Source organism: Citrobacter sp. MGH103 (genome assembly GCF_001034475.2).
Classification (GTDB): Bacteria; Pseudomonadota; Gammaproteobacteria; order Enterobacterales; family Enterobacteriaceae; genus Citrobacter; species Citrobacter freundii.
This window is the reverse complement of record NZ_CP073043.1, coordinates 3,594,950-3,617,894: the sequence shown is the minus strand read 5'-3', so window position 1 is coordinate 3,617,894 and position 22,945 is coordinate 3,594,950. Positions and strand designations below refer to the sequence as shown.

Genomic DNA, 22,945 nt, shown 5'->3' with positions numbered 1-22,945 from the left:
CTGCGTGAAGCATATATACTCAAAATCCTTGCCGCCGTTGTTGTGTCAACGCGCAGGCGGCTTTAGAGATAACGCGTATAGTCATCTACAGCGGAGTGTGGTTACACCATGATGGACAGCTTACGCACGGCTGCTAACAGTCTCGTGCTCAAGATTATTTTCGGTATCATTATCGTGTCGTTCATTTTGACCGGCGTGAGTGGTTACCTGATTGGCGGGGGCAATAACTTCGCCGCCAAAGTGAATGGCCAGGAGATCAGCCGCGGGCAGTTCGAGAATGCGTTCAACAGCGAACGTAACCGCATGCAGCAACAGCTGGGCGATCAATACTCCGAGCTGGCCGCGAACGAAGGTTACATGAAAACGCTGCGTCAGCAGGTGCTGAATCGTCTTGTTGACGAAGCGCTGCTGGATCAGTATTCCCGCGAGCTTAAGCTCAACATCAGCGACGATCAGATTAAACAGGCTATTTTTGCCACGCCTGCTTTCCAGGTCGACGGTAAATTTGATAACAACCGCTATAACGCAATTGTTAATCAGATGGGCATGACCGCAGATCAGTACGCTCAGGCATTACGTAATCAGCTTACTACCCAGCAGCTGATTAATGGCGTTGCCGGTACAGACTTTATGCTGAAAGGCGAAACGGACGAACTGGCGGCGCTGGTCGCACAGCAGCGGATCGTGCGCGAGGCGACGATTGACGTTAACGCACTGGCCGCGAAGCAGTCTGTTACCGAGCAGGAAGTTGCCAGCTACTACGAGCAGAATAAAAACAACTTTATGACGCCGGAACAGTTCCGTGTGAGCTACATCAAGCTGGATGCTGCTGCTATGCAGGAGACGGCCAGCGATGCTGATATTCAGTCTTACTATGACCAGCATCAGGATCAGTTCACTCAGCCGCAGCGTAACCGCTATAGCATCATTCAGACCAAAACTGAAGATGAAGCCAAAGCGGTACTGGACGAGCTGAATAAAGGCGGTGATTTTGCTGCGCTGGCGAAAGAAAAATCTGCCGATATCATCTCTGCCCGTAAAGGCGGCGATATGGGATGGCTGGAAGATTCCACCACCCCGGATGAGCTGAAAAATGCCGGTCTGAAAGAAAAAGGCCAACTGTCTGGCGTAATTAAGTCTTCCGTTGGTTTCCTCGTTGCGCGTCTTGACGACGTACAGCCTGCACAGGTTAAACCGCTGAGCGAAGCCCGTGACGACATTGCGGCAAAAGTGAAGCAGGAAAAAGCGCTGGATGCCTACTATGCGCTGCAACAGAAAGTCAGCGATGCGGCCAGCAACGATAACGAATCTCTGGCGGGTGCAGAGCAGGCAGCAGGTATGAAAGCGGTTGAAACGGGCTGGTTCAGCCGTGACAGCCTGCCGGAAGAACTGAATTTCAAACCAGTCGCTGACATCATTTTCAATGGTGGTCTGGTAGGCGAGAACGGTACACCTGGCAGTAACTCCGATATCATCACCGTAGATGGCGATCGCGCGTTCGTGCTGCGTATTGCAGAGCACAAAGCCGAAGCCGTGAAGCCACTGGCTGAAGTGAAAGAGCAGGTAACTGCGCTCGTTAAGCACAATAAAGCAGAGCAGCAGGCGAAGCTTGATGCCGATAAACTGCTGGCGGATCTGAAAGCCGGTAAAGGCGATGAAGCGATGAAAGCTGCGGGTCTGAGCTTTGGCGAGGCAAAAACGCTGAGCCGTACGGGTCAGGATCCGTTGAGCCAGGCTGCCTTTGGTCTGAGCCTGCCGGCGAAAGACAAGCCGAGCTACGGCGTAGCGAACGACATGCAGGGTAACGTTGTTCTATTGGCGCTGGACGAGGTGAAAGCCGGTTCTATGCCTGAAGCGCAGAAGAAAGCGATGGTTCAGGGGATCACTCAGAACAACGCGCAGATTGTCTTCGAAGCGCTGATGAGCAACCTGCGTAAAGCTGCAAAAATTAAAATCGGTGATGCGCTGGAACAGCAGCAATAACCGAGGCAGTTCGCAAAAAATTGCAAAAAGTTGTATCTACCAAAGGCCGCTTTCGCGGCCTTTTCCATTTCTGATATTTGCCATTTGTCTGCCGTTCTGCACCTCGCTATCGTGATTCCACTGTTAACAAACAAGGAGAAAACAGTATGAAACATGGAATCAAAGCCCTGCTTATCACTCTTTCATTGACCTGCGCCGGTATGGCCCAAACTGCATTGGCGGCTGAGCCTGTCGCCAAAAGCCAGGCGACACAAACCAAAGCGGAAAACTCAGGGGCGGCACAAAGCAAAGCCACACTGCCCGCTAAAGCAAGCGACGATGAAGGCACCAGGGTAAGCATCAACAGCGCTTCTGCGGAGGATTTAGCGCGAGTCATGAATGGCGTAGGTCTGAAGAAAGCGCAAGCGATTGTGAGCTATCGTGAGGAGTACGGACCGTTTAAAACGGTGGAGGATTTAAAGCAGGTACCGGGTATGGGCAGTTCGCTGGTGGAGCGTAATTTGGCAGTTTTAACACTTTAATAACTTGCACAGCGCTGAAAATTTGCCAGACTAGAGAGGTCATACCAGTTATGGCCTCACTACCCTGAATATATTCCTATAAAAACGTAAGGTTCCTGCGCTATGCAAACACAAATCAAAGTCCGTGGTTTTCATCTTGATGTCTATCAGCACGTCAACAACGCCCGCTATCTCGAGTTTTTGGAAGAAGCTCGCTGGGATGGTCTGGAAAACAGCGACAGCTTTCAATGGATGACTGCACACAACATCGCTTTTGTGGTCGTGAATATAAATATTAACTACCGTCGCCCAGCGGTGCTAAGCGACCTGCTGACCATCACCAGTCAGGTGCAACAGCTAAATGGCAAAAGCGGGGTGTTAAACCAGACAATTACCCTGGAACCGGAAGGGCAGGTAGTAGCCGACGCGTTGATTACCTTCGTCTGTATTGATTTGAAAACGCAAAAAGCGCTGCCGCTGGAAGGGGAGTTACGCGAAAAACTGGAGCAGATGGTGCAGTAGCTCAACGTTGCCTGATGGCGCTTCGCTTATCAGGCCTACGGGCGATATTGTGTACGATGAATGCTGTCGGTAGGCCGGATAAGGCGTTTACGCCGCCATCCGGCACTATTCACTCAATTATTTCAGGCCGGTTTTCTGCTTCATTGCCGCCATCACTGCCGGTTTATCCGCCAGATAATGGTTCAGGCCGTTGGCACGCAGATTACACGCCGCACAGTGACCGCAACCGTCACCTTTGATGCCGTTATAGCAGGTTAGTGTTTCTTCGCGTACCAGGTCCAGCTTGCCCCAGTAATCAGCCAGCGCCCAGGTTTCGGCTTTATCGATCCACATCAGTGGGGTTTCAAAGCGAATATCTTTCGCCATCCCCAGGCTTACGGCATGGTTCAGGGCTTTGACGAACTCATCGCGACAGTCCGGGTATCCAGAGAAATCCGTTTCACAAACGCCGGTAATGACTGCCTCTGCCTGCACCTGGTACGCGTAAATTGCTGCCAGCGTTAAGAACAGAATATTGCGTCCTGGCACAAAGGTATTGGGAATGCCGTTCGCATCCGGTTCGTAATCGGGTACCGGAATATTATCGCGGGTCAGGCTGCTGACAGCCAGTTCACTGAGCAGCGTGACATCAAGCACTTTGTGCGCGCGTGCGCCAAGTTTTAAGGCCAGGTCACGTGCGACATCAATCTCAGCGCGATGGCGCTGACCATAATCAAAGGTCACGCAGTGCACTTCATCATACTGATGCAGCGCTTGCGCCAGACAAGTCGTGGAGTCCTGACCTCCACTGAATACAACAACGGCACGTTTCATGGCTTTTCCTGACAAAATAACGAAGCCCTTATGGTAGCGCCTGGGCGTGTCGCCGACCAGCTTCTTCACGCTGAAGGAGGTGGCAGCCAGGCTTCGGTAAACTCAAACCAGCCACGAGGATTCAGGCGTACGCCGTTCACCCCTGGTGGCGCGCTGATGCGATAGTGATAATTGAACAGAGGCGTCAGGGTAGCGTCATGCATTAGCGTGGCGAAAACTGGTTGTAAAGCCGCGTGGCGATCGTCCTCATCGGCCTGGATTTGTAGGGCATCCAGGGTCGTTTGCAAATGTGTGTATGCTGGTGCATTCAATACATGTGACCAGAGCTGATCGCAGCGCAACCACTGTTCGAGAGTATATTCAGGTGCTTCACCAATCAGCCTGTCGCCCATCATCAGGTCGGCCTGGGCTAGGGGATGATTGCCATCCCAGTTTTTAGCATTATGAAAAATAAGCGTTAATTCACAGCCGAGCAGAGCCAACGCATGGCAAAGCTGTTCAGCCATAGCGTGAAGTTCTACCGGTAGATGATAAGCCAGCGTCAGCTTTTCCGGTAATGCTACCTCGTCGAGTTCATCCCATTGCGGGATACTCCATCCGGGCAGCAGTGCATTGCTTGGCGTGATCAGATTTTCATCCACTTCAAGCGTTTGTAGCAGGGAAGAACGGTGGATAATATCGACCAGTCGACGAGCCTGCTGCGTATTCAGGCGCGCGCTTTTTCTTAGCGTGAGATAGCAAAAACCAAGGCTGATCCCGCTGCTTACCTGGCTTAGCATAGGTAACTCTTCGGGTTTACCAATCGCAATTTGCACCGGATGGCGGCAGCTGGTGCCCAAATCCTGGGAGAAGAGCTGCGGGGTTATCCAGTATTCAATGGCTTTTAGCAGCGGATGACTCAGATGGTAGTGATCGTGACTCTCGATACGCACCAGCTCAGGAGTAAACAGTGTCAACCGGAACGGGCCGGTACCCACAAACGGGTGCTCAGGATGCGCCAGGTGACTGCTGTAGCTCGCCAGACGGTGCGCCAGCCAGAAGTCGGGACGATGCAGAATAAAGGTCAGACACTGGGGATGCGTCACTTCAATGCGCTTTACGCTGATAAACAGCTTATTCAGCGCAGGTAATTCTAACAGCTTCAGCAACTGTTGATGTAGTTGCGTGCTGCTTACCGTATCGCCGTTATGCCAATGCAGGGTGGAACGAATATAGAAATCCCAGCGCAGGCCGTCAGCGGAGATATTCCAGTGGTGGGCTAAGTCTCCACAGGGACGTTGCGTAGTGCTGTCAAATCGGGTCAGGCCAGAGAAAACTTGTCCAGCAAGGTGTTGCTCCGCGCGACCGGGGAGAAATCCAGGGTGCAAAGGGTCAAGCGGGCGGTAATAGGGGATACGCAGGGTTGGCGTGTCGTTTTGCCATTGGCCGCCCATAAACGGTTGTAGCAACGTTCTTAATTCTCCCGGTGCTAACTGAGCTAGTTCCAGCACGCTAAGCTGTTCTCCCTTTTGCAGCGCCTGTTCCATCATGGTGTTGCGCAGGGAATCCGGCGTCACCAAAAAGCGTAATTGCCCGCGTTTCCCACGCCCAGACTGGGCGTGCCACTCCAGCCAGCCAGCATCCTGCGCTTGCTTCAGCAGGGTTCGCACGTGGCGCTCACTGCAAAAACAGCGTTCGGCCAGTTCCCCAACGGTCACCGACTGCGGTTCGCCGTTCGAAGGCTGCCACAGGCGTTGGTATTGGTTCAGGCGATTCAACAATCTCATATACACTTCATCCTTCAAGCTGCCTCTTTGTTGGCTGCGTTTATTCACCCCAGTCACATACTGAAATGTATGCTCCTGGGCGTTCATTCACTTGCCGCCTTGATGCAACTTGAATGATTTTCTGTAATAAACCCGGAACAATTCATTTTATCTATTCACTATTACTTCCGTATATCTCAGGTGATACTGAATCACAAGTTAACCGCGTCACAGTGTGGAGAAAGAAATGGCTCGTCTGGCTGCATTTGATATGGATGGCACCCTTTTGATGCCGAATCACCATTTAGGTGACGAAACGCTTTCAACGCTGGCGCGCTTGCGTGAACGCGATATCACTCTGACATTTGCCACTGGCCGCCATGTGCTGGAAATGCGCCACATTTTGGGTTCTATCTCACTGGATGCCTTTTTGATCACCGGTAACGGCACGCGCATTCACTCTCTTGAGGGCGATGTGTTGCACCGTCAGGATCTGGATCCGAATGTTGCGGATATCGTGTTACATCAGAAATGGGATACCACCGCCAGCATGCATGTCTTTAATGACAACGGTTGGTTTACCGGACAAGAGATCCCCTCGCTGCTACAGGCGCATGTGTATAGCGGATTTCGCTACCAGATCGTCGATGTGAAACGTATTCCGGCTCATCAGGTAACGAAGGTCTGTTTCTGCGGCGATCATGAGTCTCTGATCCAGTTGCGCATTCAACTGAATGAAGCGCTGGGAGAACAGGCGAATCTCTGTTTCTCCGCGGTTGATTGCCTTGAGGTACTACCGCTGGGCTGTAACAAAGGATCCGCGTTGGCGGTATTGAGTGACCACTTAGGATATTCAATGTCCGAGTGTATGGCGTTTGGCGATGCTATGAACGATCGCGAAATGTTAGGCAGCGTTGGGCGCGGCCTGATTATGGGTAACGCAATGCCGCAACTGATGGCTGAACTGCCTCATTTATCGGTGATTGGACATTGCCGTAATCAGGCGGTGTCACACTTTTTGACGCATTGGCTGGACAATCCGCATCTACCTTATTCCCCCGAATGAGAGATCCCTTCCAGCAAGCCAGACTTCGCGTCTGGCTTTTTTTTGTCTGCTTAATGTGTATTCAGCAACTGGGCAAGTTCCACTTTCCACGGCGTTAAATCACCGATGTGCGCGTCAACCCATTGCGGGTTGTAGTAGGTTTCCAGATAGCGTTCACCGCTGTCGCAGAGCAGCGTCACCAGTGAACCGGTTTCTCCGGCGTTGCGCATGCGCGCGGCAAGTTGCAGCGTTCCCCACATGTTGGTGCCGGTTGAGGCACCGACTTTACGACCCAACTGCGTTTCCAGCCAGTGCGCGGTAGCCACGCTGGCGGCATCCGGCACGCGCAGCATTTCATCGACCACATCAGGAATGAAAGAGGGTTCTACGCGTGGACGCCCGATACCTTCAATTTTGCTTCCTACCGGGCTGCGCAATGTCGCATCGCGATCCTGCCAGAAGGGCAGAAATACCGAATTCTCCGGATCCACTACCATCAGGCGAGTATCGTAGCCCTGACAGCGGATATAGCGGCCAATGGTTGCTGAGGTGCCGCCGGTGCCGGCGCTCATCACGATATGGCGGGGAACGGGATTGGGCTCGCACTGCATCTGACGAAAAATGCTGTCGGCAATATTATTATTGCCACGCCAGTCGGTGGCGCGCTCAGCATAAGTGAACTGGTCCATGTAATGACCGTTCAGTTCACGCGCCAATTGTTCAGAGGCCGCGTAGATTTCGCAGGCGCTTTGCACGAAATGACAGCGACCGCCGTAAAATTCAATCTGTTCAACTTTACGTTTCGCCGTACAGGAAGGCATGACGGCAATAAACGGCAGCCCTAACAGTCGAGCGAAATAAGCCTCAGATACCGCCGTTGAACCGGACGATGATTCAATGATGGTGGTGCCTTCTTTGATCCAGCCATTGCACAATCCGTACAGAAACAGTGAGCGCGCCAGACGATGCTTCAGGCTCCCGGTCGGATGCGTGCTCTCATCTTTTAAATAGATCTGAATGCCCGGAAACGCCGGTAGCGACAGACGAATGAGATGCGTATCTGCAGAACGCTGATAATCCGCGTTGATTTCATTGATGGCGTTTTTAACCCAGGAGCTATTCATCATTAATAGATATCCGTTTGTCATTTTGTGCCCAGAATAGCGAAAAGCACGGAAAAAATTGTTGCCATTTAGCCTTTAAAATAGAATGTAAGTAGAAAATTCTTCTCTGTGGAGTGGATATGCTAGACAAAATTGACCGTAAGCTGCTTGGCTTACTGCAACAGGACTGCACCCTTTCTTTGCAGGCGTTAGCAGATGCCGTTAATCTGACTACCACTCCCTGTTGGAAACGCCTCAAACGGCTCGAGGATGACGGTGTTCTGCTGGGCAGAGTCGCCTTGCTGGATCCGGAAAAACTGGGGCTGGGCTTAACTGCGTTTGTGCTGATCAAAACTCAGCATCACAGCAGCGAATGGTATTGCCGCTTTGTCACTGAAGTGACCGGAATGCCCGAGGTTCTGGGGTTCTGGCGTATGGCAGGGGAGTATGATTACCTGATGCGAGTGCAGGTCGCTGATATGAAAAGCTACGATGAATTTTATAAGCGCCTGGTGAACAGCGTACCGGGCCTGTCTGACGTCACCTCCAGCTTTGCCATGGAACAGATTAAATACACAACTGCTCTCCCTATTGAATAATTCTCCCGGCGCTTATTGCCGGAAATTTTGTCAGGACATAACGCGTGCGATTATTTGCTCAATTAAGCTGGTACTTCCGCCGGGAGTGGCGTCGCTACCTCGGAGCGGTGGCCCTGCTTATCATCATCGCTATCCTTCAGCTTATTCCGCCGAAAGTGGTGGGGATCATTGTGGATGGCGTAACGACACAACGCTTCACCACCGAGCGGCTGCTGATGTGGGTGGGAACCATTGCTCTGATCGCCGTGGTGGTTTATTTACTGCGCTATGTCTGGCGCGTGCTGCTGTTTGGCGCATCCTACCAACTGGCGGTTGAGCTGCGGGAAGATTATTACCGTCAGTTGAGTCGTCAGCATCCAGAGTTTTATCTGCGTCACCGCACGGGCGATCTGATGGCGCGTGCAACTAACGATGTTGACCGCGTGGTATTCGCCGCCGGGGAAGGCGTACTGACGCTGGTAGATTCGCTGGTCATGGGATGTGCGGTGCTGATCGTGATGTCAACGCAGATAAGCTGGCAACTTACGTTGATTGCGCTGCTGCCGATGCCGGTGATGGCGATAATGATCAAACGTTACGGTGATCGACTCCATAACCGCTTTAAGCTGGCGCAGGCGGCGTTTTCCAGCCTCAACGATCGTACTCAGGAAAGCCTGACCAGTATTCGTATGATCAAGGCCTTTGGTCTGGAGGATCGGCAGTCGGCATTATTTGCCGCTGATGCTGAAGATACAGGTAAGAAAAACCTGCGCGTGGCGCGCATTGACGCCCGCTTTGATCCCACGATTTATATCGCCATTGGGATGGCTAACCTGCTGGCGATTGCCGGGGGAAGCTGGATGGTGGTTCACGGTTCGCTGACGCTCGGCCAGCTCACCAGCTTTATGATGTATCTCGGTCTGATGATTTGGCCGATGCTGGCGCTGGCATGGATGTTTAACATCGTCGAGCGCGGCAGCGCCGCGTATAGCCGAATTCGCGCCATGCTGGCAGAAGCGCCGGTAGTGGATGACGGTACTGAACTGGTGCCGGAAGGACGCGGCGAGCTGGCGGTAGCGATTCGCGAATTTTGTTACCCGCAAACCACCCACCCGGCGCTGGAAAATGTGAATTTTCAGCTTAAACCAGGGGAGATGCTGGGCATCTGTGGTCCGACCGGCGCGGGGAAAAGTACGGTGCTGTCGCTGATCCAACGTCATTTTGATATCACCCAAGGCGATGTACGCTTTCATGATATCCCACTAACGCGCTTACAGCTGGATAGCTGGCGCAGCCGGCTGGCGGTTGTCAGCCAGACGCCATTCCTGTTTTCCGATACCGTCGGCAATAACATCGCCTTAGGACGCCCGCAGGCCACCCAGGCAGAGATCGAGCATGTGGCGCGCCTTGCCAGCGTTCATGAAGATATTTTACGTCTTCCTCAGGGCTATGACACCGAAGTGGGCGAACGCGGGGTGATGCTGTCTGGTGGACAAAAACAGCGTATTTCTATCGCCCGAGCGCTACTGCTGAACGCTGAAATCCTGATTCTGGATGATGCGTTGTCGGCGGTAGATGGTCGTACCGAGCATCAGATCCTGCATAACCTGCGTCAGTGGGGCGAAGGCAGAACCGTGATTATCAGCGCCCACCGTTTATCGGCTCTGACGGAAGCCAACGAGATTATCGTGATGCAGCATGGGCATATTGCTCAGCGCGGTGAGCATGAATCTTTAGTGCAACAGCCCGGCTGGTATCGCGATATGTACCGCTATCAGCAACTGGAAGCGGCGCTGTCTGATGCGCCAGAAATAAACGAGGAGGCGGCTAATGCGTAGTTTTGGGCAACTATGGCCGACCCTGAAAAGATTGCTGGCGTATGGTTCACCATGGCGAAAACAGCTGGCGATTGCGGTAGTTATGCTGTGGGTGGCGGCTGCGGCGGAAGTCAGCGGTCCGCTGTTGATTAGCTATTTTATTGATAACATGGTGGCGAAGAACAATCTGCCGTTGGCGATGGTTGTCGGGCTGGTTGCGGCCTATGCCGGTCTGCAACTGCTGGCGGCAGGCCTGCATTACGCGCAGTCGTTGTTGTTTAACCAGGCGGCGGTTGGCGTCGTACAACAGTTACGCACTGATGTAATGGACGCTGCGCTGCGTCAGCCGCTCAGCGCCTTTGATACTCAGCCCGTCGGGCAGCTTATCTCCCGCGTGACCAATGACACCGAAGTTATTCGCGACCTGTACGTGACGGTGGTCGCAACGGTCCTGCGCAGCGCGGCCTTAATCGGCGCCATGCTGGTGGCGATGTTCAGCCTCGAGTGGCGTATGGCGCTGGTGGCGATGGCTATTTTCCCGGCGGTGATGGTGGTGATGGTGATTTATCAACGCTACAGCACCCCGATTGTGCGTCGGGTGCGCGCTTATCTGGCGGATATTAACGATGGCTTTAACGAAGTCATCAACGGCATGAGCGTTATCCAGCAGTTCCGCCAGCAGGCGCGATTTGGCGAGAGAATGGGGGAGGCCAGCCGCTCGCACTATATGGCGCGTATGCAAACCCTGCGACTGGATGGCTTTTTGCTGCGCCCGCTACTGAGCCTTTTCTCGGCGCTGATCCTCTGCGGTTTGCTGATGCTGTTCAGCTTTACCTCTGGCAGCTCCATTGAGGTTGGCGTGCTGTACGCGTTTATCAGCTACCTCGGCCGTTTGAACGAGCCGCTGATCGAGCTGACCACCCAGCAATCAATGCTGCAGCAGGCGGTTGTCGCCGGTGAGCGAGTGTTCGAGCTGATGGACGGACCACGTCAGCGCTATGGTGACGATGATCGACCGCTGAAGAGTGGGGATATTGAGGTGGATAACGTTTCATTTGCCTATCGTGACGACAATCTGGTGCTGCAAAATATCAGTCTGTCCGTGCCTTCGCGCAGCTTTGTTGCTTTGGTCGGACACACCGGTAGCGGCAAAAGTACGCTGGCCAGTCTGCTGATGGGTTACTACCCGTTGACGCAGGGCGAAATCCGCCTTGACGGACGTCCGCTGTCTTCTCTGAGCCACAGTGCGTTACGTCAGGGCATCGCGATGGTGCAGCAGGATCCGGTGGTGATGGCGGATACCTTCCTGGCAAACGTCACGCTGGGTCGTGATATCTCAGAAGAGCGGGTATGGCAGGCTCTGGAGACTGTGCAACTGGCAGCACTGGCGCGGGGGCTGAGCGAGGGGATCCATACCCGGCTGGGCGAGCAGGGCAATAATCTCTCCGTTGGGCAGAAACAGCTGCTGGCGCTGGCGCGGGTATTGGTGGAAACGCCGCAGGTACTGATCCTCGATGAAGCCACGGCCAGTATTGATTCCGGTACTGAACAGGCCATTCAGCACGCGCTGGCGGCGGTACGTGAACACACCACGCTGGTGGTGATTGCGCATCGGTTATCGACGATTGTCGATGCGGATACCATTCTGGTGCTGCATCGCGGGCAGGCGGTTGAGCGTGGTACGCACCAGCAACTACTGGCGGCGCAGGGCCGTTACTGGCAGATGTATCAGCTGCAACTGGCGGGGGAAGAGCTGGCGGCCAGCGCACATGAGGATTCGGTTATCGCCTGATGGCACTGAGCTTATCAGGCCTACGGTCAACGCGGTTTTGTAGGCCGGATAAGGCGTTTACGCCGCCATCCGGCAATCAACAATCTGGTGCAAAAATGTAACGCACTATGCACCGTCATAGTGCGTTTTTTCTTTTTCTCCCCCGGCAATACCCTGCAAGCCTGAATTATTCCGCGTTTTTCATTCCTGGCACACCCCTTGCAATATTCCTCTCGTGTATCTGCAGCCACTACTGAATTCTGACTGGAGGGGATCTATGAAGCTGGTTACCGTGGTAATCAAACCGTTCAAACTGGAAGACGTCCGTGAAGCACTGTCGTCTATTGGTATTCAGGGGCTGACCGTCACCGAAGTGAAGGGCTTTGGCCGACAGAAAGGTCATGCTGAGCTGTACCGTGGGGCTGAATATAGCGTCAATTTTCTGCCAAAGGTGAAGATTGATGTGGCGATTGCCGACGACCAACTGGATGGCGTGATTGATGTCATCAGTAAAGCGGCATACACCGGAAAAATTGGCGACGGCAAAATCTTCGTCGCCGAGCTGCAACGTGTGATTCGTATTCGTACCGGCGAAGCCGACGAAGCCGCACTGTAACTTCTGGCACACAGTGATAGGAAACCAAAAAATGAAGATAGCAACGATGAAAACAGGTATTGCTTCACTGGCGCTACTGCCGGGACTGGCAATGGCGGCACCGGCGGTTGCGGATAAAGCAGATAACGCTTTTATGATGATCTGTACCGCGCTGGTGCTGTTTATGACTATCCCTGGCATTGCGTTGTTCTACGGCGGTTTGATTCGCGGTAAGAACGTGCTGTCGATGCTGACTCAGGTGACGGTGACATTCGCTCTGGTTTGTATTCTATGGGTGGTTTATGGCTACTCACTGGCCTTTGGCGAAGGGAATAATTTCTTCGGCAACTTCAACTGGGTATTGCTGAAGAACATCGCGCTGACGGCGGTCACGGGGAGCTTCTACCAGTACATTCACGTTGCTTTTCAGGGTTCTTTCGCCTGCATCACCGTTGGGCTAATTGTCGGGGCGCTGGCTGAACGTATTCGCTTCTCTGCGGTGCTGATTTTTGTAGTGGTATGGTTAACGTTGTCGTACATCCCCATTGCCCATATGGTCTGGGGCGGCGGCTTGCTGGCTTCCCACGGTGCGTTGGATTTTGCCGGCGGAACAGTCGTGCATATCAACGCGGCGATTGCCGGTCTGGTTGGTGCGTATCTGATTGGCAAACGCGTCGGTTTTGGCAAAGAAGCCTTTAAACCGCATAACCTGCCGATGGTCTTCACCGGTACCGCTATTCTCTATATTGGTTGGTTTGGCTTTAACGCCGGTTCAGCGGGAACGGCGAATGAGATTGCCGCACTGGCCTTCGTCAATACCGTGGTCGCCACCGCCGCAGCTATCCTCGGATGGATCTTCGGTGAATGGGCGCTGCGTGGCAAACCGTCCCTGCTGGGCGCGTGTTCTGGTGCTATTGCGGGTCTGGTGGGGGTAACACCGGCATGTGGCTATATTGGTGTCGGCGGCGCGCTGATTATTGGTGTCGTTGCGGGACTGGCTGGCCTGTGGGGTGTGACCATCCTGAAGCGTATTCTGCGCGTGGACGATCCGTGTGATGTATTTGGCGTGCACGGCGTGTGCGGCATTGTCGGCTGCATCCTGACCGGGGTGTTCGCTGCCAGCTCTCTGGGCGGCGTGGGCTTTGCCGAGGGCGTGACCATGGGGCATCAGCTGCTGGTGCAACTGGAAAGCGTGGCGATTACCATCGTCTGGTCCGGTGTGGTGGCTTTCATTGGCTATAAGCTGGCGGATATGACGGTGGGTCTGCGTGTACCGGAAGAGCAGGAACGCGAAGGTCTGGATGTGAACAGCCACGGCGAGAACGCTTACAACGCTTGATGTTTCAATCTGCCGGATGGCAACGCTTTTGCGCCGCCATCCGGTAATTCTCAATTACGATTACGCATTACCCCTTCCTGCACGGTAGAGGCGACCAGCACGCCGTCCTGCGTATAAAACTCCCCGCGTACAAAACCCCGGGCACCGGAGGCCGAAGTACTCTCGACGTTATACAACAACCACTCATTGATATTGAACGGACGGTGGAACCACATGGAGTGGTCAATGGTGGCGATCTGAATCCCTTTTTCCAGAAAACCAATTCCGTACGGCTGCAGCGCAACAGGCAGGAAGTTCAGGTCTGAAGCATAACCCAGCAGATATTGATGGACGCGCAGATCGTCCTGTAGCTCGCCGTTTGCGCGGATCCAAACCTGGCGCGTCGGAGGTGCGACGTGACCTTTTAAGGGGTTATGAAATTCAACCGGGCGCACTTCCAATGGACGATCGTTGATAAATTTTTCTTTCAACAGCGGCGGCAGCAAATGCGCCACTGAGCGGGCAATTTCTGTTTCTGATTTAAGCTCATCGGGACTCGGCGCATCCGGCATGGTTTTCTGATGTTCAAATCCATCTTCCGGCGCCTGGAAAGAGGCTGTCATGTAAAAAATAGGTTTACCATTCTGGATTGCGGCAACGCGGCGCGCGCTGAAGCTGTTACCATCACGCAGGACTTCTACATCATAGATGATCGGCTTTTGGCTATCGCCGGGGCGCAAAAAGTAGCTGTGAAAGGAGTGGACCAGACGCTCTTCTGGTACGGTTTCCTTTGCGGCATACAGCGCCTGACCGACAACCTGTCCCCCAAAAACCTGACGTAACCCTAAGTCTTCACTTTGGCCCCGAAAGAGTCCTTCTTCAATTTTTTCCAGATTTAACAATGTCAGCAAATTTTTCAGCGCCAGACTCATACGTGCTCTCCAGGTTATATCGATCTCGCAGCGAGGTAGGCAGAGTATAACGCAATTTTGAAAGTGGTCCGATGGGTGCAATTGTCTGAATTAAAGGCCTATTACAGGCAAAAACAGCTGTCTTGTGCCACACTTAGTCACGTTATGTTTTTGTTAACCACTCTTCTGGCGAGGAAAGTTCTCGCTGGTGCATAGATGAAAAGGAGAATTTAATGAAACTCGTGCACATGGTAAGTGGTTTAGCGGTTGCGGTCGCTCTGGCAGCCTGCGCCGATAAAAGCGCGGATATTCAGACACCTGCGCCAAGCCCTAATACGTCAATTGCTGACACACAGTCTAAAATTCAGCAGCCTAATGTCTCCGGTACAGTATGGATCCGCCAGAAAGTGGCCTTGCCACCTGATGCGGTGCTGACCGTAACGCTGTCAGATGCTTCACTGGCCGATGCACCGTCAAAAGTGCTGTCGCAAAAAGCGGTCCGTACTGAGGGTAAACAGGCGCCATTCAGCTTCGTATTACCGTTTAACCCGGCTGATATTCAACCTAACGCCCGTATTCTGCTAAGTGCGGCAATTACGGTTAATGACAAACTGGTCTTCATTACTGATACCGTGCAGACGGTCATTAATCAGGGGGGGACAAAAGCTGACCTGACGCTGGTCCCTGTACAGCAAACGGCAGTACCGGTTCAGGCGAGCGGTGGGGCTGCCACCACGGTGTCGTCAACGTCACCAACCCAGGTGAATCCGTCTTCTGCCGTCCCTGCTCCCACACAGTACTAAGGCAGTCGTAACCCTCTCCGCCCAGAGAGGGTTAGTACACCCAGCGATAGCGCTGTAAATCGATTTGTCCGCTTCCTGAAACCACTATTCCTTCAGCCAGCAACGCCTGACGCTGCCGTTGCAGGTCGGGGCCTGTCAGCGAAATGGCACCATGACGATTAACCACCCGATGCCAGGGCAGAGTGCTGCCTTCGGGGAGACGCTTAAGCACGCCGCCTACCTGGCGCGCAGCACGCGGCGAACCGGCAAGCTTGGCAACATCGCCATAGGTAGTGACGAAACCTTCGGGGATTGACGCGACGATTTGCCAGACGCGTTGGGGGAAAGTGTCTTGTATATCCATCATTTATTCCTGCGCTAATCCTCCAGCATAATGCTGAACGGCGAAGGAGTGAAGCCGCATTGCACAAGAAAACAGCATCCGATACTGGATGGGTTGCAATTACAGGGTGCAGCAGTGATAATGCGCCTGCGCGTTGGTTAACAACGCTCTCAATGGGGGCTCTGTTGGTTCTCCCGCAACACTACTCTGTTTACCAGGTCAGGTCCGGAAGGAAGCAGCCAAGGCAGATGACGTGTGTGCCGGGATGTAGCTGGCAGGGCCCCCACCCAATTCTGCCGTCCGGCAATTTTCCTTCTGTTTATCTTCTTTTCTTTGTCATCGTATTGTCATTTTAATGTCATCAAATGCTGTCAATGTGTTTCGGGGATGTTATTTGATGCTTTTGCCGCCGCCATCGCACTGTAACGACAGGGTCTTACATTCGGTGTGTTTTGGCTGACCACAAGGATTTTCTACGATGTCGACCGCTGTATTGAATGTCAAAATTGATGAGGCGCTAAAAGAAAAGCTTCGCCATTACGCTGAAGTGCATAGTGAAAATTTAAGTATCGCGACGGAAAAACTACTGCTGATCGCGTTTTCCGCCGTTGAAGAGGCGGGAGTCTCCGCTGAGGATATCGATAGCCAGCATACGGAAGAATCCGTGGTTGAAGCACTGACTCCTAAAGAAATCAAAGCATTGCGAAGACTACTGAAGAAGAAAAAATGAAACAACAACCGCTCTCAACCGCCTGTAATTATGGCGAAGCCTGTGAAATGCTGCGTTCCGGTTATGTGAAACATGTTCGTCTGAGCTGGAACGTCGGCAGCGATGAGTTCTTCCGTATTGCCTCCGACTGGTGTGATGCCGGGGCAAAAATTAAGAAAGACGGTGAGAATTTCGTGATTTCTCTGAAGGGGTTTCCGGTTCCTCCTCAGCGTTAATATTGCCGGGACATCCTCGTCCATCACGGCATTCAAGGACGAGTCCTTTGACTCGTCGTTTAGATTATTTTACGTATTTTCCCGCTGCTGGACTGCAAACGCAGGTTATCCCAAATGGGTTGCAACACCCGGAAGGCGGCACGCGTTGTGTCATCCGGTAATGTGAAGGGCATACGCAAAAAGCGGTCAAATGCACCATCAAGACCGAAACGCGTACCGGTTCCCAACTGAATGCCTGCGATTTCGGCGCGCGTAGCGAATAGCGTTGCCAGCGTATCGGGCAGTTCAACCCAAAAAGAGAGTCCTCCCTGTGGCTGGGTAAACTGCCACTCCGGGAAATGTGCGTTCATCAGATCCGAGCACAGATCTCGCTGCGATGTGAGTAGCCGTCTTCTGTCAGGAAGAAAGTCGGCGGCATTATCCAGCAGCCAGCTGGTGGCGAGTTGTTCAAGCACCGGGGAGCCTAAATCGAAGGTGTCGCGAGTTTGTACCAGCGCCGCAATGGTTCGCGCCGACGCCCGAATCCAGCCCAGACGTAATCCTCCCCAAAAGCTTTTCCCGGCAGATCCCAGCAGGATGATCGGCGCATCGCGGTTGAATGCGGCAAGCGGCGGTGGTGGCGGGGCGTCATACCACAGGTTCACCATGGTCTCATCAATCACCAGCGTGGTGCGGGTCCTTTCAGCAATATCTGCCACGACCTGGCGAGTTGCAGCGTCCATGCAACGCCCGGTCGGATTGTGAAAGTCCGGCATCAGATAGGCCATTCTCGGTGCGGTTTGCGCGATGGTGGCTACCAGACCTGCCGTATCCCAACCGTGTTCGGGCAGCGACACACCGACGGGACGACATGATGCGCCTTGAATCGCGGCAATCGCCAGCGGATACGTGGGATGATCGACCACCACGCGATCGCCTGGGCCGGTGAGTAAACGCAGGATCAGCGCCAGGCCACTGACCGCGCCGTTCACGACCATAATCTCATCGGGCTGCGTCGGGAGTCCGCGTTCGCAATAATGTCGGGCGATGGATTCACGCAAAACCGCCAGTCCCTGCGGTAGATACCCGGAGCTCAGCAAATGCTGCGGCATCGCAAACAGCGCTTGTTGGTAAGCATGGTGAATTTCGGGACCGGCACTCAGCGCCGCCGTGGACAAATCCAGCGCTGTACCGGTACTGGTTCGTGTAGGCACATGACGAATGTGTTCCGGCAGGATCACCCGTGAGCCGCTCCCATGACGGCTTTCCAGATATCCCTCTTCACGCAGTTGCGCCATGGCGCTGGCGACGGTGGTTCGGCTCACTTGCAGAACGGCAGCGAGCTCGCGTTCGCCGGGTAAGCGACTATCCAGCGCCAGTCGACCATCAAGGATCAGCAAACGTAACGCTTCTGCCAGCTGTCGCCAGATGGGCGTTCGTGAGGGGTTTTCCTGCCAGTGTCCGAGCAGGCGCTGCAAAGACTGGCTTCCGTAACGGCGTGATGACATAGCAGTCCACTTTTTGAAAACTGGACATTAATCATAGTGCCAATTGCGGTGATGATGAAAGTTATCTGAGAGTGAGAGGGGAAAAGCATGCTGCGTCGTTTACTTCAGCTGTTTATCGGGCTGACGCTGTACGGTGTGTCGACGGCGATGTTTGTCCGTGCCGATTTAGGGGCCGATCCGTGGAACGTGTTTCACCTGGGCGTGGCCAATTTATTGTCGATGAATATCGGCGTGGTGATTATTGCCGTGGGTGTGTTGGTACTGCTGGCGTGGATACCGCTGCGCCAGCGTCCAGGGTTTGGCACGTTGAGCAACGTGATTATGATCGGGCTGGCGGCAGATGCCGCGCTGCTGGTGATTCCGGGATTTGAATCCCTGCTGGCGCGCAGCGGGCTGTTGGTGTCAGCGGTGATCCTGAATGCGTTAGCAACCAGCCTGTACATTGGTGCCGGTTTTGGCGCCGGTCCGCGTGATGGTCTGATGACCGGTATCCACGCACGTACCGGCTGGCCAGTACGACGAATTCGAACCGCAATTGAATTGTCGGTGCTGCTTATCGGTTGGTTGCTGGGAGAACCGTGGGGGTTGGCACGGTGCTGTATGCCTTGGCTATCGGACCACTCATTCAGCTTTGCCTGCCGTGGTTTCGGCATCAGCCGCAGGCACGTATTCGCATCAGGAATACGCCTGGGGCGCGATCGCCTGCTGGCGACTAAACTTAACCTCGACTGACGCGGCTGGAATCGGCTTGCCGCGCAGTACACTTCGGAGGTTTTTCTCATGAAGTATGTTGATGGCTTTGTGGTTGCCGTACCCGCTGAAAACAAGGAGGCGTACATTGCGATGGCGGCAAAAGCAGCTCCGCTTTTCAAGGAGTTCGGTGCATTGCGCGTGGTGGAGTGCTGGGCAGATGATGTCCCTGACGGCAAATTGACCGATTTTCGCATGGCTGTGAAAGCGCAGGATCATGAAGAAGTGGTATTCAGCTGGATTGAATACCCTTCCAAAGAGGTCCGCGACGCGGCGAATCAGAAGATGATGTCCGATCCCCGTATGAAGGAATTCGGTGAATCTATGCCATTTGATGGCAAGCGAATGATCTACGGTGGATTTGCGCCCATTATGGAAGAGTGATGTGACTGGCTGTGCGGCGTGCCGCCAGCCATCTCAACATCAACAGCCATGTTAAAGCCGTTTTTCTGCCCACAGTATAAATAATGAGATGGTCACTCCCTCCTTCCCAGTACTATGCTGAGGACAGGCTTTCATTCGGAGAACCATCATGGAAAACATTGCGCTTATTGGTATCGATCTGGGTAAGAACTCTTTCCATATTCATTGTCAGGATCATCGTGGGAAGGCCGTTTACCGTAAAAAATTCACCCGACCAAAGCTAATCGAATTTCTGGCGACATGCCCGGCAACAACCATCGCGATGGAAGCCTGTGGCGGTTCTCACTTTATGGCACGCAAGCTGGCAGAGTTAGGGCATTTTCCAAAGCTGATATCACCGCAATTTGTCCGCCCATTCGTTAAAAGCAACAAAAATGACTTCGTTGATGCTGAAGCTATCTGTGAAGCAGCATCACGTCCATCTATGCGTTTCGTGCAGCCCAGAACCGAATCTCAGCAGGCAATGCGAGCTCTGCATCGTGTCCGTGAATCCCTGGTTCAGGATAAGGTGAAAACAACTAATCAGATGCATGCTTTTCTGCTGGAATTTGGTATCAGCGTTCCGCGAGGTGCTGCCGTTATTAGTCGACTGAGTACCCTTCTTGAGGACAGTAGTTTGCCTCTTTATCTCAGCCAGTTACTGCTGAAATTACAACAGCATTATCACTATCTTGTTGAGCAGATTAAAGATCTGGAATCTCAGTTGAAACGAAAGTTGGACGAAGATGAGGTTGGACAGCGCTTGCTGAGTATTCCCTGCGTTGGAACGCTGACTGCCAGTACTATTTCAACTGAGATTGGCGACGGGAAGCAGTACGCCAGCAGCCGTGACTTTGCGGCGGCAACAGGGCTGGTACCCCGACAGTACAGCACGGGAGGTCGGACGACATTGTTAGGGATTAGCAAGCGGGGCAACAAAAAGATCCGAACTTTGTTGGTTCAGTGTGCCAGGGTATTCATACAAAAACTGGAACACCAGTCTGGCAAGTTGGCCGACTGGGTCAGGGAGTTGTTGTGTCGGAAAAGCAACTTTGTCGTCACCTGTGCTCTGGCAAACAAGCTGGCCAGAATAGCCTGGGCACTGACGGCGCGACAGCAAACTTACGAAGCATAAAGGCAGAAATACACCAGTTTAAACAATCATTCATCTGGTTTTGCGAATACTGATATTGATGATACTAACGGCCCACCGGCCTGTTGAGGAACCTGTAAAACGGAAAGGCTCATTGAAGCCGTATATTTTCTGGAGGTTCATCAGGCGCGGAACTCATCGAGGCGCGGGAATAAAATCCCATTCAGACGCCGGATAGATTCAAGCAAGCCAACTTGTCGTCAAAATCGGTGTTGCAAAAACGGGAGTGACCATAGATTCCGTTTTCGGCAGCGCTTTGCTGTAAAGCCAGCCTTGACCGTACTGCACTCCGTGCTTGCGTAGCCAGGTTTCCTGATTCTCGGTTTCGATACCTTCCGCCACCATCTCAAGTTTCAACGCTTTTGCTATCTCGATGATATGTGGCGTGACGTTGTTGTACTCCAGTGCATCGACGAACGATTTGTCTATCTTCAGAATGTCTACATCCAGATCCTGCAAATAACTCAGGCTGGAATAGCCGGTACCAAAGTCATCAATATAGATTGAATGACCCGCCTGACGGTATTTGGCAATAAACGGCGCGCTATTTTTTGGGTCAGCAAATTCGCGTTCAGTTAGCTCCAGCGCGATTTGCGCAGGCTTAAGTTGCCAGTGGTTCACCTTCTGGCTTAACAGGGCAGGAAGCGTTTCGGAGGACAGATCGGCTGACTCAAGGTTGATGGATATATGCTGCTCAGGATGCTGACGCAGCCATTTGCCTAAATCTTCAAATACGCTTTCAATAATCAACCGGGTGAGGGACTCTGTCAGCCCGGTTTCATGCGCCAGCGCGACGAAAATTTCAGGTGACAGATAACTCCCATCGGCCTGCTGCCAGCGAGCCAGCGCCTCTGCCCCAACCACTTTCCCCGTTTTGAGCGAGATAATTGGTTGATAGTGGACTTTGATGTCCCGATGCTGGATAGCGTCCTGCAACTGGTGATGGGGCGACTGTAAGCGGCGCAAAATACGCAAAACAAAGGCGGCGGTGAGCAAGCCGATAAGAATACCTGCCGGGAGCCAGATCAGTGCCTGCCGGTGCCAGGTTTTTTGCAATGGTAGGGTAGACGCCCATGTTACGATCGTGATGCCCAACTCAGGAAAGGGGCGGGCGTTATAAATGCTGCCATCTTTGTTAAAATGAGTAATCGATCGTTCTTGCTGTATATGCTGCAAAACGTCCGATGGCAGATCGGCGCTACTGGCAACCACGACGTTGCGCATGGTGCCAATGATAGTCACTTCAATCGGCCATGAGCCAAACGGGATGACGTCAATGAAAGAACCCGGATCGACCATCACAATATAATGTTCGCTCCCTAATGCTGCCATAAAGCGCTTGATGCCCAAATCATTTTGCGTGGTAAGCCATGCGCGATATCCATCAGGAGTGACTTTCATTGCGGGTGGAAATGCGTCTGCCTGGCTTCTTTTTTCCAGAGATGAGCATTGCGGAACGTTATCTTTGAGGTACAGCACTTCCTGAATATAGCGATAGCTATATGACAAACGACGCATTTCCAGCAGATGCTCATCACTACAAGGCACCCCCTGAAATGCTTCAATATGGCGTAATGCTTTTTTCGCCTGCTCGCCTACGCGTTCCGTACGTAATGCGACTCGTGTTGAGAACATGTCGAGTTCATCGATAAATTTCGTTTCGACCTGACGATGTGCCAGCCACAGGCTTAAACCTACAGGCGCGAGGATGGAAAGGAACAGTACCCCAGTCACCAGGCTTATCAGATGTCGTGTTGTCACAGTGATATCCTTATTTACACAGCGTAGGGAAAGTATATCTGAAACCCCGAAAAGCTATTCGATTGACATCATATATTTACGGCCACTTATCATCCCGTTTAACTCCCTGTAGCGTAAATCAGGTTGTGGTTTGTACAAGAGTGGTGTATTTTGTTGGTTATGTTATAACGTAACAAATCGAGGTTGCCATGAAACCGGATATTCATCCTTTTTACCGTACCGTGGTGTTTCACGATACCAGTGCCAATGAATTCTTTAAGGTCGGTTCGACCATTAAGACTGAGCGTGAAATTGAGTTTGAGGGGGAAATGTACCCGTACGTGACCCTCGATATCTCTTCTAAATCGCATCCGTATTATACCGGGAAACAAAAAACCTTTGATAATGAAGGTAGTGCAGCACGTTTCCAAAAACGTTTTGGTCATTTTATTGGCGTTAAGCGGGGTTAAAATGCAGGTACTCAATTCACTTCGCAGCGCAAAACAGCGCCATCCTGACTGCCAGATAGTAAAACGCAAAGGGCGTTTGTACGTTATCTGCAAAACGAATCCGCGCTTTAAAGCAGTACAGGGGCGTAAAAAGAGACGTTAGTTTCTTTGCCAGCATTTCAGGGATTAAAGT

At 52.9% G+C, this 22,945-nt stretch carries 23 protein-coding genes, 1 other RNA gene and 1 pseudogene; 18 read left to right on the top strand and 7 right to left on the bottom strand.

Annotation, left to right across the window (positions count from 1 at the left end; all coding sequences use genetic code 11):
* The first annotated feature begins 108 nt into the window (after nt 1–108).
* The 3 genes from ppiD (at nt 109) to fadM (ending at nt 3,005) form a co-directional block, all read left to right on the top strand.
* The gene (gene ppiD, locus SK33_RS17515; RefSeq protein WP_016149702.1) at nt 109–1,983 is read left to right on the top strand and encodes a peptidylprolyl isomerase; all 1,875 of its coding nucleotides are present in this window, start codon (nt 109–111) and stop codon (nt 1,981–1,983) included.
* 146 nt (nt 1,984–2,129) lie between these two features.
* On the top strand, nt 2,130–2,504 hold the full coding sequence (locus tag SK33_RS17510) for a helix-hairpin-helix domain-containing protein (protein ID WP_003021633.1): 375 nt from the start codon (nt 2,130–2,132) through the stop codon (nt 2,502–2,504).
* Nucleotides 2,505–2,606: 102 nt separating this feature from the next.
* Entirely contained in the window at nt 2,607–3,005 is a 399-nt protein-coding gene (gene fadM / locus SK33_RS17505; protein ID WP_003021636.1) for a long-chain acyl-CoA thioesterase FadM, read from the top strand.
* A 117-nt stretch (nt 3,006–3,122) separates the two neighbouring features.
* Here fadM and queC read toward each other — a convergent pair whose 3' ends face one another.
* The gene (gene queC, locus SK33_RS17500; RefSeq protein WP_003021638.1) at nt 3,123–3,818 is read right to left on the bottom strand and encodes a 7-cyano-7-deazaguanine synthase QueC; all 696 of its coding nucleotides are present in this window, start codon (nt 3,816–3,818) and stop codon (nt 3,123–3,125) included.
* 65 nt (nt 3,819–3,883) lie between these two features.
* Nucleotides 3,884–5,584, bottom strand: a complete 1,701-nt coding sequence (locus tag SK33_RS17495) for an SgrR family transcriptional regulator (protein WP_048219965.1) — start codon at nt 5,582–5,584, stop codon at nt 3,884–3,886.
* A gap of 226 nt (nt 5,585–5,810) precedes the next feature.
* Here SK33_RS17495 and cof point away from each other — a divergent pair, with 226 nt between their 5' ends.
* Entirely contained in the window at nt 5,811–6,629 is an 819-nt protein-coding gene (gene cof, locus SK33_RS17490) for an HMP-PP phosphatase (protein ID WP_048219482.1), read from the top strand.
* Nucleotides 6,630–6,679: 50 nt separating this feature from the next.
* Here cof and SK33_RS17485 read toward each other — a convergent pair whose 3' ends face one another.
* Nucleotides 6,680–7,735 carry a PLP-dependent cysteine synthase family protein gene (locus tag SK33_RS17485; RefSeq protein WP_220128868.1) on the bottom strand — a complete coding sequence of 352 codons (1,056 nt, stop codon included), beginning with the start codon at nt 7,733–7,735 and terminating at the stop codon, nt 6,680–6,682.
* A gap of 116 nt (nt 7,736–7,851) precedes the next feature.
* Between SK33_RS17485 and SK33_RS17480 the strand changes: the two genes are divergently transcribed.
* The 5 genes from SK33_RS17480 (at nt 7,852) to amtB (ending at nt 13,811) form a co-directional block, all read left to right on the top strand.
* The gene (locus SK33_RS17480) at nt 7,852–8,310 is read left to right on the top strand and encodes an Lrp/AsnC family transcriptional regulator (protein WP_003021649.1); all 459 of its coding nucleotides are present in this window, start codon (nt 7,852–7,854) and stop codon (nt 8,308–8,310) included.
* A 44-nt stretch (nt 8,311–8,354) separates the two neighbouring features.
* On the top strand, nt 8,355–10,127 hold the full coding sequence (locus SK33_RS17475; RefSeq protein WP_003021651.1) for a SmdA family multidrug ABC transporter permease/ATP-binding protein: 1,773 nt from the start codon (nt 8,355–8,357) through the stop codon (nt 10,125–10,127).
* Nucleotides 10,120–11,898: a SmdB family multidrug efflux ABC transporter permease/ATP-binding protein gene (locus SK33_RS17470; RefSeq protein WP_048219480.1), complete on the top strand. Its 1,779-nt coding sequence runs from the start codon at nt 10,120–10,122 to the stop codon at nt 11,896–11,898. Before SK33_RS17475 ends, SK33_RS17470 begins: the two co-directional genes overlap by 8 nt.
* Before the next feature lie 256 nt (nt 11,899–12,154).
* Complete coding sequence (gene glnK / locus SK33_RS17465) at nt 12,155–12,493, top strand: P-II family nitrogen regulator (protein ID WP_003021657.1); 339 nt, start codon at nt 12,155–12,157, stop codon at nt 12,491–12,493.
* A gap of 31 nt (nt 12,494–12,524) precedes the next feature.
* Complete coding sequence (gene amtB, locus SK33_RS17460) at nt 12,525–13,811, top strand: ammonium transporter AmtB (protein WP_003835936.1); 1,287 nt, start codon at nt 12,525–12,527, stop codon at nt 13,809–13,811.
* Between the two features lie 50 nt (nt 13,812–13,861).
* On the opposite strand, the gene tesB is transcribed toward amtB, so the two are convergent.
* Nucleotides 13,862–14,722 carry an acyl-CoA thioesterase II gene (tesB, locus tag SK33_RS17455; RefSeq protein ID WP_003021663.1) on the bottom strand — a complete coding sequence of 287 codons (861 nt, stop codon included), beginning with the start codon at nt 14,720–14,722 and terminating at the stop codon, nt 13,862–13,864.
* 212 nt (nt 14,723–14,934) lie between these two features.
* Here tesB and SK33_RS17450 point away from each other — a divergent pair, with 212 nt between their 5' ends.
* Nucleotides 14,935–15,504, top strand: coding sequence for a YbaY family lipoprotein (locus tag SK33_RS17450; RefSeq protein WP_048219478.1), 570 nt, complete (start codon nt 14,935–14,937; stop codon nt 15,502–15,504).
* Between the two features lie 31 nt (nt 15,505–15,535).
* On the opposite strand, the gene SK33_RS17445 is transcribed toward SK33_RS17450, so the two are convergent.
* Nucleotides 15,536–15,847: an MGMT family protein gene (locus tag SK33_RS17445; RefSeq protein WP_048219475.1), complete on the bottom strand. Its 312-nt coding sequence runs from the start codon at nt 15,845–15,847 to the stop codon at nt 15,536–15,538.
* A 162-nt stretch (nt 15,848–16,009) separates the two neighbouring features.
* On the opposite strand from SK33_RS17445, the gene ffs reads away from it, so the two are divergent.
* From ffs to SK33_RS17430, 3 genes are all read left to right on the top strand, one after another.
* Nucleotides 16,010–16,106, top strand: an RNA gene (gene ffs, locus SK33_RS17440) — signal recognition particle sRNA small type.
* Between the two features lie 198 nt (nt 16,107–16,304).
* Nucleotides 16,305–16,556, top strand: a complete 252-nt coding sequence (locus SK33_RS17435) for a hypothetical protein (RefSeq protein WP_003021699.1) — start codon at nt 16,305–16,307, stop codon at nt 16,554–16,556.
* The gene (locus SK33_RS17430; RefSeq protein WP_003021701.1) at nt 16,553–16,771 is read left to right on the top strand and encodes a hypothetical protein; all 219 of its coding nucleotides are present in this window, start codon (nt 16,553–16,555) and stop codon (nt 16,769–16,771) included. The genes SK33_RS17435 and SK33_RS17430 overlap by 4 nt, the downstream gene beginning before the upstream one ends.
* A gap of 59 nt (nt 16,772–16,830) precedes the next feature.
* Here SK33_RS17430 and yczR read toward each other — a convergent pair whose 3' ends face one another.
* Nucleotides 16,831–18,258, bottom strand: coding sequence for a MocR-like transcription factor YczR (gene yczR / locus SK33_RS17425; RefSeq protein ID WP_016149708.1), 1,428 nt, complete (start codon nt 18,256–18,258; stop codon nt 16,831–16,833).
* A gap of 87 nt (nt 18,259–18,345) precedes the next feature.
* Here yczR and yczE point away from each other — a divergent pair.
* From yczE to SK33_RS17410, 3 genes and pseudogenes are all read left to right on the top strand, one after another.
* Nucleotides 18,346–18,974, top strand: a pseudogene (gene yczE / locus SK33_RS17420) (membrane protein YczE).
* A 64-nt stretch (nt 18,975–19,038) separates the two neighbouring features.
* Entirely contained in the window at nt 19,039–19,392 is a 354-nt protein-coding gene (locus tag SK33_RS17415; protein ID WP_003831033.1) for a DUF1428 domain-containing protein, read from the top strand.
* A gap of 148 nt (nt 19,393–19,540) precedes the next feature.
* Nucleotides 19,541–20,545: an IS110-like element IS5075 family transposase gene (locus SK33_RS17410; RefSeq protein WP_000427614.1), complete on the top strand. Its 1,005-nt coding sequence runs from the start codon at nt 19,541–19,543 to the stop codon at nt 20,543–20,545.
* 198 nt (nt 20,546–20,743) lie between these two features.
* On the opposite strand, the gene SK33_RS17405 is transcribed toward SK33_RS17410, so the two are convergent.
* Entirely contained in the window at nt 20,744–22,324 is a 1,581-nt protein-coding gene (locus SK33_RS17405) for an EAL domain-containing protein (protein ID WP_048219473.1), read from the bottom strand.
* Nucleotides 22,325–22,512: 188 nt separating this feature from the next.
* On the opposite strand from SK33_RS17405, the gene SK33_RS17400 reads away from it, so the two are divergent.
* Nucleotides 22,513–22,773, top strand: a complete 261-nt coding sequence (locus SK33_RS17400; RefSeq protein WP_003021719.1) for a type B 50S ribosomal protein L31 — start codon at nt 22,513–22,515, stop codon at nt 22,771–22,773.
* A gap of 1 nt (nt 22,774) precedes the next feature.
* The gene (gene ykgO / locus SK33_RS17395; RefSeq protein ID WP_005125190.1) at nt 22,775–22,915 is read left to right on the top strand and encodes a type B 50S ribosomal protein L36; all 141 of its coding nucleotides are present in this window, start codon (nt 22,775–22,777) and stop codon (nt 22,913–22,915) included.
* Nucleotides 22,916–22,945: the final 30 nt, after the last annotated feature.

What these genes read in the sequence shown, in the direction of transcription:
- SK33_RS17480 (WP_003021649.1), top strand. Translation starts at nt 7,852, where the DNA reads ATGCTAGACAAAATTGACCGTAAGCTGCTTGGCTTACTGCAACAGGAC.
- SK33_RS17450 (WP_048219478.1), top strand. Translation starts at nt 14,935, where the DNA reads ATGAAACTCGTGCACATGGTAAGTGGTTTAGCGGTTGCGGTCGCTCTG.
- glnK (WP_003021657.1), top strand. Translation starts at nt 12,155, where the DNA reads ATGAAGCTGGTTACCGTGGTAATCAAACCGTTCAAACTGGAAGACGTC.
- ppiD (WP_016149702.1), top strand. Translation starts at nt 109, where the DNA reads ATGATGGACAGCTTACGCACGGCTGCTAACAGTCTCGTGCTCAAGATT.
- fadM (WP_003021636.1), top strand. Translation starts at nt 2,607, where the DNA reads ATGCAAACACAAATCAAAGTCCGTGGTTTTCATCTTGATGTCTATCAG.
- yczR (WP_016149708.1), bottom strand. Translation starts at nt 18,258, where the DNA reads ATGTCATCACGCCGTTACGGAAGCCAGTCTTTGCAGCGCCTGCTCGGA.
- SK33_RS17415 (WP_003831033.1), top strand. Translation starts at nt 19,039, where the DNA reads ATGAAGTATGTTGATGGCTTTGTGGTTGCCGTACCCGCTGAAAACAAG.
- SK33_RS17410 (WP_000427614.1), top strand. Translation starts at nt 19,541, where the DNA reads ATGGAAAACATTGCGCTTATTGGTATCGATCTGGGTAAGAACTCTTTC.
- SK33_RS17495 (WP_048219965.1), bottom strand. Translation starts at nt 5,584, where the DNA reads ATGAGATTGTTGAATCGCCTGAACCAATACCAACGCCTGTGGCAGCCT.
- amtB (WP_003835936.1), top strand. Translation starts at nt 12,525, where the DNA reads ATGAAGATAGCAACGATGAAAACAGGTATTGCTTCACTGGCGCTACTG.
- SK33_RS17470 (WP_048219480.1), top strand. Translation starts at nt 10,120, where the DNA reads ATGCGTAGTTTTGGGCAACTATGGCCGACCCTGAAAAGATTGCTGGCG.
- SK33_RS17435 (WP_003021699.1), top strand. Translation starts at nt 16,305, where the DNA reads ATGTCGACCGCTGTATTGAATGTCAAAATTGATGAGGCGCTAAAAGAA.
- SK33_RS17485 (WP_220128868.1), bottom strand. Translation starts at nt 7,735, where the DNA reads ATGATGAATAGCTCCTGGGTTAAAAACGCCATCAATGAAATCAACGCG.
- tesB (WP_003021663.1), bottom strand. Translation starts at nt 14,722, where the DNA reads ATGAGTCTGGCGCTGAAAAATTTGCTGACATTGTTAAATCTGGAAAAA.
- SK33_RS17510 (WP_003021633.1), top strand. Translation starts at nt 2,130, where the DNA reads ATGAAACATGGAATCAAAGCCCTGCTTATCACTCTTTCATTGACCTGC.
- SK33_RS17400 (WP_003021719.1), top strand. Translation starts at nt 22,513, where the DNA reads ATGAAACCGGATATTCATCCTTTTTACCGTACCGTGGTGTTTCACGAT.
- queC (WP_003021638.1), bottom strand. Translation starts at nt 3,818, where the DNA reads ATGAAACGTGCCGTTGTTGTATTCAGTGGAGGTCAGGACTCCACGACT.
- SK33_RS17445 (WP_048219475.1), bottom strand. Translation starts at nt 15,847, where the DNA reads ATGGATATACAAGACACTTTCCCCCAACGCGTCTGGCAAATCGTCGCG.
- SK33_RS17430 (WP_003021701.1), top strand. Translation starts at nt 16,553, where the DNA reads ATGAAACAACAACCGCTCTCAACCGCCTGTAATTATGGCGAAGCCTGT.
- cof (WP_048219482.1), top strand. Translation starts at nt 5,811, where the DNA reads ATGGCTCGTCTGGCTGCATTTGATATGGATGGCACCCTTTTGATGCCG.
- ykgO (WP_005125190.1), top strand. Translation starts at nt 22,775, where the DNA reads ATGCAGGTACTCAATTCACTTCGCAGCGCAAAACAGCGCCATCCTGAC.